7 protein-coding genes and 3 pseudogenes are annotated in these 12,295 nt (G+C 58.5%); 6 read left to right on the plus strand and 4 right to left on the minus strand.

Annotated elements, in window-relative coordinates; all coding sequences use genetic code 11:
• Positions 1–431 precede the first annotated feature (431 nt).
• Together MUN84_RS00170 and MUN84_RS00175 are read right to left on the minus strand one after the other, a co-directional pair.
• Complete coding sequence (locus MUN84_RS00170; RefSeq protein ID WP_244696123.1) at positions 432–1,151, minus strand: response regulator; 720 nt, start codon at positions 1,149–1,151, stop codon at positions 432–434.
• On the minus strand, positions 1,109–2,512 hold the full coding sequence (locus MUN84_RS00175) for a sensor histidine kinase (RefSeq protein WP_244696124.1): 1,404 nt from the start codon (positions 2,510–2,512) through the stop codon (positions 1,109–1,111). Before MUN84_RS00175 ends, MUN84_RS00170 begins: the two co-directional genes overlap by 43 nt.
• A 440-nt stretch (positions 2,513–2,952) precedes the next feature.
• Here MUN84_RS00175 and MUN84_RS00180 point away from each other — a divergent pair.
• Positions 2,953–3,902 (plus strand): annotated as a pseudogene (locus MUN84_RS00180) (pyridoxal-phosphate dependent enzyme).
• Between the two features lie 236 nt (positions 3,903–4,138).
• Here MUN84_RS00180 and accC read toward each other — a convergent pair.
• Positions 4,139–5,648: pseudogene (gene accC, locus MUN84_RS00185) on the minus strand (acetyl-CoA carboxylase biotin carboxylase subunit).
• 300 nt (positions 5,649–5,948) lie between these two features.
• Between accC and MUN84_RS00190 the strand changes: the two are divergent.
• Together MUN84_RS00190 and MUN84_RS23325 are read left to right on the plus strand one after the other, a co-directional pair.
• Positions 5,949–7,199 carry an aminotransferase class I/II-fold pyridoxal phosphate-dependent enzyme gene (locus MUN84_RS00190; RefSeq protein ID WP_244696125.1) on the plus strand — a complete coding sequence of 417 codons (1,251 nt, stop codon included), beginning with the start codon at positions 5,949–5,951 and terminating at the stop codon, positions 7,197–7,199.
• 240 nt (positions 7,200–7,439) lie between these two features.
• Positions 7,440–7,607, plus strand: a pseudogene (locus MUN84_RS23325) (histone H1); the annotation flags it as partial.
• Between the two features lie 376 nt (positions 7,608–7,983).
• Here MUN84_RS23325 and tyrS read toward each other — a convergent pair.
• Positions 7,984–9,282: a tyrosine--tRNA ligase gene (tyrS, locus tag MUN84_RS00200; RefSeq protein ID WP_244696126.1), complete on the minus strand. Its 1,299-nt coding sequence runs from the start codon at positions 9,280–9,282 to the stop codon at positions 7,984–7,986.
• Between the two features lie 330 nt (positions 9,283–9,612).
• Here tyrS and holA point away from each other — a divergent pair, with 330 nt between their 5' ends.
• The 3 genes from holA to MUN84_RS00215 all read left to right on the plus strand — a co-directional run bounded on the left by holA (position 9,613) and on the right by MUN84_RS00215 (position 12,057).
• Positions 9,613–10,566 (plus strand): DNA polymerase III subunit delta, encoded by a 954-nt coding sequence (gene holA, locus MUN84_RS00205; protein WP_410780062.1) that lies wholly within the window; start codon positions 9,613–9,615, stop codon positions 10,564–10,566.
• A gap of 615 nt (positions 10,567–11,181) precedes the next feature.
• Positions 11,182–11,643: an antitoxin Xre/MbcA/ParS toxin-binding domain-containing protein gene (locus MUN84_RS00210; RefSeq protein ID WP_244696127.1), complete on the plus strand. Its 462-nt coding sequence runs from the start codon at positions 11,182–11,184 to the stop codon at positions 11,641–11,643.
• 9 nt (positions 11,644–11,652) lie between these two features.
• On the plus strand, positions 11,653–12,057 hold the full coding sequence (locus tag MUN84_RS00215) for an RES family NAD+ phosphorylase (RefSeq protein WP_244696128.1): 405 nt from the start codon (positions 11,653–11,655) through the stop codon (positions 12,055–12,057).
• The last annotated feature ends 238 nt before the right edge of the window (positions 12,058–12,295 follow it).

The raw sequence follows: 12,295 nt of genomic DNA on the forward strand, positions 1-12,295 counted from the left end.
GGCTGTTTCTACTACTATGTGAAGCGTGAAGGTGATACACAAACGGCTGGTGGACGGAGGAATCAGGGAGTAATGAACTCCTTGTTTATCCCGGGCGCTACTTGGTTAGTATGACCCACGATGCTGATAGTACGCAATTCTGGAGTTAGAGTTGATTAATATGTAATTATAACAATTAAAAATTTAATTAGATAAGGATACCGTCAAAATTTATGGTAGAATAAGATTAAATAATTGTGTCTATCCGCGGGATGCCGTTTTGCCTTCGGTATCAGGTACAAAAGTTGGCCACCAACAATGGGTGTGAGGCTTAGTTAATTAATTATTAACTATTGATTATCAGTATCTTAGTTAAGATGCGCAAGTTTCGTGGATTGCGGGAGGGCCAGCGGCCGCGCTTACGTGGTAGTAGCTACCTATGCTGCCGCGGGCTAGGCAGCAGGAGGTGGCTGGTCGGGGAGCGGCTGGCGCAGGTGGTCGGCAAACAGCTCCACGGTGCGACTGGTAATGGCACCGAGCAGCTCCAGCAAGCTCATCAGCGGGGCGGCAGCCGTTACGGGTGGCTGCAGGGCCTGCTCCAGCCGCTGGAGGCAGCGAATTGCCTCGGCCATCTGCATGCTGCCGTACGTCGATTTTAAGCTGTGAATCAGCTGGCCTGCCGTGGTCCAGTGGCCGTGGCTCACGGCACTTTTTAGGGCGTGCAGCTGCCCCGGCACCGTATCCAGGAAGAGTTGCTGCATTTTTCGGATGAAGGCCGCATCGTGCGCCAGCCGCCCGAGCTGGGAAAAATCGTAGGTTGGCTGGGGCAGGTCGGGGGCCACGTCGGTCCGGCCCAGGGTGCGCACCAACAGCCGGTACAGATCAGCTTCGTGGTAAGGTTTGATCAGAAAGTCCGTAAATCCGTGCTGGCTGAAGGTCTGCACTTCGGCGGGCATGGCATTGGCCGTCAGGGCAATGATGGGAGTCTGCTGGTTGGGGTTGGGCGTAGCGCGCAGGTCGGCCGTGACTTCCAGCCCCGTGCGCAACGGCATCTGAATGTCCATTAGCAGCAGGTCGTAGGGGTGGGAGCTGGCCAGCTCCAGGGCTTGCTGCCCATCGGTGGCAATGGCTACCTGCACGCCCCAAGTTTGAAGTAATGAGGTGGCCAGCAATTTATTAACGGGGTTGTCTTCGGCCAGTAATATGTGGAGGCCCTGCAGTAAGCCCGGAGCCAGCGGGGGAGCACGGCCTCCGCGTAGGGCCGGGCGGCACTGATGGGGTAGGCCAGCGAGAAGCGGAAGCAGCTGCCCTGGCCCGGCCGGCCTTCCAGCCAGATGCGGCCGCCCTGCAATTCAATCAGGCTGCGGCAGATGGCTAGCCCCAGCCCCGTGCCCCCGTACCGGCGGGCAGTGCTGCTGGTGGCCTGGTCAAAGGCCCGGAATATTTCCTCGGCCTTGTCCATGCTGATGCCAATGCCGGTGTCGTCCACGCAAAACTCCAGGTAAACCATAGCCGCGTCCTGGTGCTGCACTTCCACGGAAACCGTAATTTGGCCTTCCTCCGTGAATTTGAGGGCGTTGGTGAGCAGGTTCAGCAGAATTTGCCGCAGCCGCAGGGGGTCGCCCTCTATTATAGGTAGCGCGCCCGGACTCTGCACCAGGGTTTGCAGGCTGATGCCTTTCTTCTGGGCCATGTGCTGCACCGAGCGGGTGGCGTCCCGCACGGTGGCTTCCACGTCAAACGGTACCCGCTCCAGCTCCATCTTGCCCAACTCTACCTTGCTGAAGTCAAGAATGTCGTTGATAACATTGAGCAGGTTTTCGGCCGTGGAAGCAATAATAGCCAGGTTTTCCTCCTGTTGCGGCGTAATAAAGCTTTCCTGCAGCAGCCGGCTCAGGCCCATAATGCCGTGGATGGGGGTGCGGATTTCGTGGCTCATGGCCGCCAGAAACGCTTGTTTCCGCTGCACCGATGCCTCCGCCGCCAGCCGGGCGCGCCGGGCCAGGCGCAGCGCCAGGGCCTGGCTGACCTGCTGGGCCAGTAGCTGCAGAAACTGCTGCTGCTCCGGGCTAAAGGTTCGGCTCACCACGTCACTCACGCTTAGCACGCCCACCACATAGCCTTCGCCCGTCCGGATGGGGTAGCCGGCGTAGGCCACTACGGGGGTATCGTGGTAAGTGAGCGGGGTAGCGGCAAACAGGGCGGGCGCACTCATTGCGTCCAGCAGGAGCAGGTCGTTGGCTTGCAGGGTGCGCGCGCAGAAGGACCGGGTCCGAGGTATTTCCGGCAGCCAGCTGCCGGTTTGGGCCTTGATCCACTGGCGGGTTTCGTCCAGAAAGCTGATGCAGGCCACCGGCGCCGCGCACAACCGCGCCGCCTGCTGCACCATGTCCTCAAACTCTGGTTCGGCTTCGGAATCCAGAATGTCCAGCGCCTGCAGCGCCAGGAGGCGTTCCTGTTCGCCGTAGTAGGTCCGGGAGTTGTCGGCTTCCGCCAGTTGCTGAGGCGGCCCGCTGGTTACTTGTAATTCCATACACCGCTTCCTGTAGTAAGCCCGCCGCTGGCCGGTGGCGCCCGTGCTCCGCAACCCCCTTTCAGCTAGCTTACAGCGAGGTAGCGCCGCCCCCGCAAACCCGCTGCTGGCGGTGCGTGGCCGAGCATATTACAACTATAGCAAATTAAAGCTATATTAGTTGTTAATTATAGTTCTATTAAACGTGGATTAGAATGAAGCCTGTAGCCGGTGAGGGTAGCACAGCAATACCCTGCCGGCGCTGCTGTTACGTGCAGTCTACTTCACCTTCCAGGCCCCCGGCAGAACGCTTGCGTTGGGGTAGGCACGCTGAGATATTCAGGCTAGAAACCGGACCTCAATTTCAGCGCCGCTTTGGTTAACTTGTTAACTAGCCGCTCCTGCAGGTGCGCTTCGGGCTGCCTATCTTGCAAACCAGGGCCGCCGCAACCACCAGCATTATGCACCAAGATGACACTCTATTTACCGCGCTAACGCAAACCCACGCCCGCATCAAGCCCTATATTCACCACACGCCGGTGCTTACCTCGCGTCTGCTGAATGAGCTGGCCGGGGCTACTTTGTATTTTAAGTGTGAGAATTTCCAGCGCATGGGCGCTTTTAAGATGCGCGGGGCCGTTAATGCCGTCATGCAGCTTTCGGCCGAGCAGCAGCGGCAGGGGGTTGTTACGCACTCCTCCGGCAACTTTGCCCAGGCCTTAGCCTTGGCCGCCCAGAGCCTGGGCGTAACGGCTTATATTGTAATGCCCAGCAATGCGCCGCGGGTGAAAAAAGAGGCTGTACTGGCCTACGGGGGCCAGGTGATTGAGTGCGAGCCTACCCTCAGCGCCCGGGAGCAAACCGCCCAGCAACTCGTAGCTGAGCGCGGAGCCACTTTCATTCACCCCTCCAACGACCTGAATGTGATTCTGGGCCAGGGCACGGCTGCTCTGGAGCTGCTGGCCGAGCAGCCCGACCTAACTTACCTGTTCACGCCAGTGGGCGGAGGTGGGCTGGTGGCGGGTACCATTCTGGCGGCCCAGTCCTGCGGCCACAACTGCCGGGTAGTAGCCGGCGAGCCAGCCACCATGGACGATGCCTACCGCTCCCTGCAAGCCGGCCGCATCGAGAGCAATGCCGGCGGCGACACCATAGCCGACGGGCTGAAAACGCAGCTCGGTGACATCAACTTTCCCCTGATTCAGCGGGCATTGACGCTATTATTCTGGTTAGCGAGGATGAGATTATTGCCGCCATGCGCCTGATTTGGGAGCGGCTGAAAATTGTGGTAGAAGCCTCCAGCGCCGTGGCCCTGGCCGCCCTGCTCAAAAATAAGGCCTCCTATGCCGGCCAGCCGGTAGGAGTCATTCTCTCGGGCGGCAACGTGGACCTTGGGAAACTGCCGTTTTAGTAACCAGCCCGAGCAGGCGACGTCTGCTCTGAGAAACTCCAGCAAGTCTGCGCACCTACTTCCGTTTGTAGATAGGTAGCAAAAAGCTCGTCATGCCGAGCCGGAGGCAAAGCATGACGAGCTTAGCTTGATGAGAAACTTGACTGTTCATGTATGCTTGGACGCTTTTGGCTGCAACGCAAAAAGCCCGGCCACTCCGGCCGGGCTTTTTGCAGTAGCCCCGGAAGTACCAACGGTTAGCGTACGCCCAGCCGGTTGCGCTTCCAGGCCGAGCCGGTAGCCGCCGGCACTTCCGTCGAGGCGGGGGCGGCGCCGGGTTTCTTTTCCGTCAGGAGCATGGCCGTGAGCACGGCGGCGAGGGTGGCCGTGGCTTCGTCCGGGGCGGCGGGCTTTAGGGCCTCAGGCGTGAAATGGTCCTTGATAAAGTTGGTGTCGAAGTTGCCGCTCACGAAGGCGGGGTGCTGCAGCACGTAGCGGCCGAAGCCTAGCGTGGTTTCAATGCCGGTAATCTGATACTCGTCAATGGCGCGCAGCATCCGCTCAATGGCCTCCTGCCGGGTAGCCCGAAGGTCACGAGCTTGGCAATCATGGGGTCGTAGTAAATCGGAATGTCCATGCCCTGCTCAAAGCCATCATCCACCCGCACGCCGGGGCCCTGGGGGCGCACGTAGGTAGTCAGGGTGCCAATGTCGGGCAGGAAGTTGTTCTGCGGGTCCTCGGCGTACACGCGCAGCTCCAGGGCGTGGCCCTGAATCTGCAGCTCATCCTGGCGGAAGGCCAGGGGCTGGCCCTGGGCTACTTTGATCTGCTCTTTTACCAGGTCGAGGCCCGTGATTTGCTCCGTCACGGGGTGCTCTACCTGCAGGCGGGTGTTCATCTCTAGGAAGTAGAAGTTGCGCTGGTCATCGAGCAAAAACTCCACGGTGCCGGCGCCAGTGTAGTTGCAGGCCCGGGCCACGTCCACGGCGCAGCGGCCCATTTCGGCGCGCAACTCGGGGTAAGCACGGCGGAAGGGGCTTCCTCAATTACTTTCTGGTGGCGGCGCTGAATGGAACACTCCCGCTCAAACAAATGCACAATGTTGCCGTGCTCGTCGCCCAGCACCTGAATCTCGATGTGGCGCGGGCCGGTCACAAACTTTTCAATGAACACGGCCCCGTCGCCGAAGGCCGACACGGCCTCGTTGATAGCCAGCTGCATCTGCTCCTCAAACTCCTCCACGTGGTGCACCAGGCGCATACCCTTACCGCCCCCACCGGCCGAGGCCTTAATCAGAATGGGGAAACCTACCTGCTGGGCAATCTGCTTGGCTTCGGTTACGTCGCTGATGGCCTCGGCGGTACCCGGTACCAGCGGAATATTATAGGCTTGCACGGCCTGCTTGGCCGAGAGCTTGTCGCCCATAATGTCCATGGCCTCGGGCGAGGGCCCCACGAAAATCAGCCCGGCCTCCTTCACCATGCGGGCAAATTCCGCGTTTTCGCTCAGGAAGCCGTAGCCGGGGTGAATGGCGTCAACACCCAACTCGCGGCAAATCGCCAGAATTTTGTCGCCGCGCAGGTAGCTGTCCTTGCTGGCCGGCGGACCCACGCACACGGCCTCGTCGGCGTAGCGCACGTGCAGGGCATTGCGGTCGGCCTCGGAGTAAATAGCCACGGTTTGCAGGCCCATTTCTTTGGCCGAGCGCAGCACGCGCAAGGCAATTTCGCCCCGGTTAGCGACGAGCAGCTTGGTGATTTTCTTCATGTAGGAGAGAGGGTAGCGGGTGGGAGAGGTAGGAGTAGGGCCTGATAAAACCCCGTCATGTCAAGCGGAGCGAGGAATGACCGGCTGAATTAGGGCAGCCACATTGTTCCAGCGCCCAAAGAAACGCCATTCCGGCGGCTCCGTAAAACGCGCCGGTGCATTTGTGCCGGGCAATTTCAGGGTTGGATGCCTCCCAAAAGGCGGCTACCTTCGCGGATTGCCATAACTTTGTACATTACTCGGGCGTTAGGCTTTGGGGCATAACCGCTCGTTTTCGTTTCACATTCAACCTGTTCCCTCGTGGATCTATTTGAGAAGATTGCCGCCAACCGCGGCCCGCTGGGTATCCATTCGCACTACGCGCACGGCTATTTCGCTTTTCCCAAGCTGGAAGGCGAGATTAAGCCGCGCATGATTTTCCGCGGTAAAGAGGTTCTCACCTGGAGCCTGAATAACTACCTGGGCCTGGCCAACCACCCCGAAGTGCGCCAGGCCGATGCCGAGGGCGCCGCCGAATACGGCATGGCCCTGCCCATGGGCGCGCGCATGATGTCGGGCAACTCCAACTTGCACGAGCAGCTGGAAAATGAACTGGCTGAGTTCGTCATGAAGCCGGACTGCATGCTCCTGAACTTCGGCTACCAGGGGGTAGTGAGCATCATTGATGCCATGGTCGGCCGCCACGACGTGATTGTGTACGACGCTGAGTCGCACGCCTGCATCATTGACGGGGTGCGCCTGCACGCGGGCAAGCGCTTTGTGTACGTGCACAACGATATGGCCAGCCTGGAAAAGCAGCTGGAGCGGGCCAAGCGCATCACCGACGAAACCGGCGGTGGCATCCTCGTGATTACGGAGGGCGTGTTCGGCATGTCGGGCAATCAGGGCGACCTGCGCGGGGTAGTAGCGCTGAAGGAGAAATACCAGTTCCGCTTGTTCATAGACGACGCCCACGGCTTTGGTACGATGGGCACTACGGGGGCGGGTACGGGCGAAGAACAAGGCATTCAGGACGGTATCGACCTTTATTTTTCGACGTTTGCCAAGAGTATGGCCAGCATCGGAGCCTTCGTGGCGGGCCCCGAGAACGTAATTGAATATTTGCGCTACAACATGCGCAGCCAGATTTTCGCCAAAAGCCTGCCCATGCCGCTGGTAGTGGGCGCTTTGAAGCGGTTGGAGCTGCTGCGCACCCGCCCCGAGCTGAAGGAAAACCTCTGGACCATTGTGCGGGCCTTGCAGAGCGGCCTGCGCGAAAAAGGCTTCAATATTGGTACGACTTCCTCGCCCGTAACGCCCGTGCTGCTGGAAGGCCAGATTTCCGATGCAACCCAGGTAACGTTCGATCTACGTGAGAATCACGGCATTTTCTGCTCTATTGTGGTGTATCCGGTGGTACCGAAGGGGGTAATTATGCTGCGCATTATTCCTACGGCCTCCCACTCGCTCGACGACGTGGCCATCACCATCAAGGCCTTCGAAGCGGTGCAGGAAAAGCTTAACAAAGGGCTTTACTCCAAAGCTGAGGTTCCTGCCGGGCTGCAGAACTAGATTCGGCTTCGCTAAGTGCAAAAGCCAGCCTCCAGCGCGAAGGCTGGCTTTTGTTTTGGTACTATTCTTAGGAGAGGGTCTTGGTTGCTATGCCTAGTGAGGAGGTAGGAATAAGTAAAAAGTGCCTTATCTGGCCCGAAAACGGGTTTAAAAAAAAACTTGGCAACTTGCTTGTATTTGAAATCCCTGTATATTAGGGCCGGTTAAACACATTTTTCCACACCAACTAACCCCTCCCAAATGAGCAATTTTAGCCAACTGAAAGACCTCGTGATGTCGCTGGAAGCTGACTTCGAGAAGTTCTACGACAAGGGCAACTCGGCCGCTGGCACCCGCGTGCGCAAGGGCATGCAGGAGCTGAAGAACATGGCCCAGACCATCCGCACGGAAGTGCAGAACAAGAAAAATGACGGTGGTGGCGACGCTGCTCCCGCCAAGGCTGCTCCGGCTAAGAAAGCCGCTGCTCCGGCCGCTAAGAAAGCTGCTCCTGCTAAAAAGAAGTAATTCGGCACCGCAGTTCCTGCGGTGTGAACTACGCTGAGTGAGGCCCTACCGATTATCGGTGGGGCCTTATTGTTGCTGGCAGGGGTAGGAAGTGGCCTGTTTACTCCCGCCTGTATCCTTCTCGCACCATTCGGAATAGCATAGCATGCCGGAAACAGAAATGAGTAGAGAGTGCCGTCAACAAACTAGCCGGGCCAACAGCACAAACCCCCGACGCCTTGGTAGCGTCAGGGGTTCAGGTGTATCGGTTAAGAAGGAGTAGGCCCTGGCCTACGGTCCGCTAGACTACTTTGATGAGGTAGTAGTTCTTCTTGCCTTTCTGGGCCACGATGTACTGATTCAGCAGCAAGGGCACCTCCGTGGCTTGCTGCTCCAAGGTAGCCTTGGCGCGGTTAAGGCTAACGCCACCGGCCTGCACCATCTTCTTGGCTTCGCCCTTGGAGGGGAAAATAATGCTGTTCGTGGCCTCGCTCAGCAGGCTGATAATGTTCTGCTCGGTTAGGGCGGAGCGGGAAACCTCTACGTGGGGAACCCCGGCAAACACGTCCAGCAGTGTCGCCTCATCCAGGCTAGCCAGCTCGCCGCCGCCAAAGAGCACCTGCGAGGCTGCCAGCGCCGCTTCGTAGGCGGCTTCGCCGTGCACCCGAATGGTCACGTCTTTGGCCAGAGCTTTCTGCAGGGTGCGCAGGTGGGGCGCTTGGGCGTGCTCGGCTTCCAAGGCTTCGATTTCCTGCTGGGGTAGCAGCGTGAATACGCGGATGAGGCGGGGCGCATCGGCGTCGGCGGCGTTCAGGAAGAACTGGTAGAACTGGTAGGGCGAAGTCATGGCGCCGTCGAGCCACACGGTGCCGGTTTCGCTCTTGCCGTACTTGGTGCCATCGGCCTTGGTGATGAGCTGGCCGGTAAGGGCGTAGGCTTTACCCTCGCCGCCCGACATGCGCCGGATCAGTTCGGTGCCCGTGGTAATGTTGCCCCACTGGTCGGAGGCGCCCATTTGCAGGGTAGTGCCCAGTTCTTTGTAGAGGTGGAAGAAGTCGTAGCCTTGCAGCAGCTGGTAGCTGAACTCGGTGTAGCTCAAGCCTTCCGCGCCCGACTCTTCGTTGCCGCTGATGCGGCGCTTCACGGAGTCCTTGGCCATCATGTAGTTCACCGTAAGGTGCTTGCCTACCTCGCGTAGGAACTGCAGAAAGCCGAATTCCTTAAACCAGTCGTAGTTGTTCACCACCTGGGCACCCGTAGGCGAATCGTCGAACACCAGAAACTTCTCCAGCTGGGCCCGAATGCCGGCCTGGTTGCGACGCAACGCGTCCTCATCCAGCAGGTTACGTTCCGCCGACTTGCCCGAGGGGTCCCCAATCATGCCGGTAGCGCCGCCCACCAGGGCCAGGGGCCGGTGGCCGGCCCGCTGCAGGTGCACTAGCAGCATAATGGTGGCCAGGTTGCCGATGTGCAGGGAGGGCGCCGTAGGGTCGAAGCCGATGTAGCCGGTGATGGGCGCGTTCTGGCGCAAGTGCTCATCGGTTCCGGGCATCATGTCGTGAAACATACCCCGCCAGCGCAGTTCTTCTATTAAGTCCAAGAGGTCAATTAAGAATTAAGAATTAAAAATTAAGAATTGGGTTAGGCGGATGGGCAGCAGGAAACCTGCTGTGTTACGAAAACAACGCCTAAGCAATTCTCGGGAAGCAATCCGCAAAGGTAAGAGGCAGGCCGTACCTTTGACAGGGAAGATTAGGTGACCAACAAACCACCAATTCTTAATTCTTAATTTTTAATTCTTAATTGAATTGACCCTCACCGCCGACGAGATTCTCAAGCAGCTCCAGCAGCGGCAGTTTGCACCCGTGTATTTCTTGCAGGGGAGGAGCCTTACTATATTGACCTGGTAGCTGATCTGCTGGAGAAAAATGTGCTGCAGGAGCACGAAAAGGGCTTTAACCAGGTAGTGCTCTACGGCAAGGACACCGATGTAGCCGGCATTCTGGGCCAGGCCAAGCGCTTCCCCATGATGGCGGAGCGCTCCGTCGTCATCGTAAAGGAAGCCCAGGCTGTGGCTGATTTGGAGGCCGAAAAGTCGTGGCCGTTTCTAGAGGCTTACCTCAAAAACCCGCTGCAAAGCACGGTGTTGGTGTTGTGTTACAAGCACAAAACCCTGGATGCGCGCAAGAAGCTGGGCAAGCTGCTCACCGGCGACAAAAACAACCCCGCCCCAGCCGGTACGGTGCTGCTGACCAGCAAGAAGCTCTACGACAACCAGGTGGCGCCCTGGCTCACGAACTACGTGCGCGGCAAGGGCCAGCAGATTACGCCCCAGGCCACCAACATGCTGGCTGAGTACATTGGGGCGGAGCTGGGTAGGCTCACGAACGAGGTGGATAAAATGCTGATTAATCTGCTGCCGGGCCACAGCATTGATGAGGACCTGGTGCAGCGCATGGTGGGCATCAGCAAGGAGTACAACATCTTCGAGCTGCAAACGGCCCTGATTCGGCGCGACGTACTCAAGGCCAACCGCATCCTGCTGTACTTCGAGGCCAACCCCAAGAACAACCCGCTCATCCCGAACCTGACGCTGCTGTTCAACTACTTCTCCCGCCTCTTGGCCCTGCACCAGCTGCCCAACCCCACGGAAGCCGACTGGAACAAGCTGGGCCTGCGGAGCGCCTTCGCTCGCCGTGACTACCAAACCGGCCTGAAGGTTTTTCCTTTCGAACGCACCCGCGACATCGTGCACCTCATCCGCCGCGCCGACGGCCAAAGCAAAGGCATCGACTCGGGCTCCATGACCGACGGCGAAATCCTGCGGGAGCTGGTGTGGCTGATTTTGCACCCGGTGCCCCTGCACGCTGTGGTGGGGATGTAGAGACGCAATATGTTGTGTCTTCTTGTCGGTTAAGGTGGTTAGAACTGCTCAGGGCCAGTTGTTCCACAACAGGACACGATACGTTGCGCCTTTACTGTGAGCGAATTCCCTCTTCTCGTACGGTCTGGTCGTTACGGCGCATTCTGAAACGTTGTCCTCAAAGTCATGTGTCCTGATTGCTTCTCGGCTGGTATATACTCTTTTCCATCGTGGTGGGAGTACGAGGCGTTTGAGCAGCAACTGTTACGCAAGCCGCTGGAGTTGCTACCCGCCTATGAAGCAGCGGTAACGGAACGTACGATCCGCTACCGCTGCTTAAGCTGCCAGGAAGTATGGGTGCTTTCAGAGCCGGAAAATTCCTGGCGCGGTTACTTTTTGCCAGAAAAGTTAGCCACTAGGCACAGTGATAAGCTCGGTAAGCAGGACAAACTCAGGCGTACAGGTTGCCTCGCCTTACTGGGCATGCTGCTTGCCTTCATCCTATTAAAATGGCTCACCTGAGTGCGCTAGCCCGCCCGCGACCTGGCGGCGTAGTATAGATACCGAACCAAAGGAAAAATTTCCACGTTAATCGGAAAAATTTCCCTAAGTTCAACCTGTCAAACTGTAACACCTATGGCTGCCACTGCTCACCTCCCCAAAATTACCGCCACTATGCCCGCGGCCCTGCGCAAGAAGTGGGCGGCTTGGGGCCAAGCCGGGCAGGATTCCTTTGCCCTGGTAATGGAAGCCCGCAAAGGGGTGCCAGCGGCCACGGCGTTTGAGGTAGCGGAGGCGTTTCAGCTGCAGGCCAACGAGCTGGAAGCCATCTACGAGCTTTCCACGAAAACCCTGCGTACATACTCGCAGGAAAAGAAGCCTCTCAGTGCCGCTAGCAGCGAGAAAACCCTGAAAATCATTAGTCTCTACAACCTGGGACTGGAAGTATTCGGGGAGGCGGCCGCGTTTTTGCGCTGGCTGGACAAGCCCGCCCACGGCCTCGACCAAGAGGTGCCGCTGCGCCTGCTGGAAACCAGCGGGGGCATTGATTTGGTGGCCGAGGAGCTAACCCGCATTGCCTACGGCGACTTATCGTAGCCTCCCGGTATGCTGGTGTACCGCATCTGCCTGGCCAAATACGCCGACGACCTGTTTGCCTCCGGCTACCGGGCCCGCTGGAATTACAAGGATCAGTTCGTGATTTACACGGCCTCCTCGCGGGCCCTGGCCTGCCTTGAGAATGTAGTGCACCGGAGCGGGGAAGGCCTCAACGACCAGTTTCGGGTGCTGGTAATTGACGTGCCCGATGAGCTGGCAATCGAAGAAATAGGCTTGACCCAGTTGCCTAAAAATTGGGAAAAGGCCAGCCGCTACGCCCTGTGTCAACCTCTCGGGGCGGCGTGGTACGCGGCGCGGCAGTCGGCGGTGCTGCGGGTGCCCTCGTCCATCATCCCGCAGGAACACAACTACATCTTGCACAGTCGCCACCCGAGTTCAAGCGCATTCAGATAGTAGGGCGGGAGGAGTTCAGCTTCGACTCCCGCATTAAAGCCGCCGATGTGGGGTAGGATGAACATAAAGTGGTAGAGACGCAACACTTGGTTACGCTGCCCTTCGGTTCGCGTCTTCTGTCACAACGGCCTCTACAAGCCGTCATTCCGAGCGGAGCGAGGAATCTGGGGTAAGCCGTTGAATGATGAACCCAGATTCCTCGCGCTGCTCGGAAGGACAATAAACACTCTCAGCAACG

Origin of the sequence: Hymenobacter sp. 5516J-16, assembly GCF_022919335.1 — a bacterium.
GTDB classification, from domain to species: Bacteria; Bacteroidota; Bacteroidia; order Cytophagales; family Hymenobacteraceae; genus Hymenobacter; species Hymenobacter sublimis.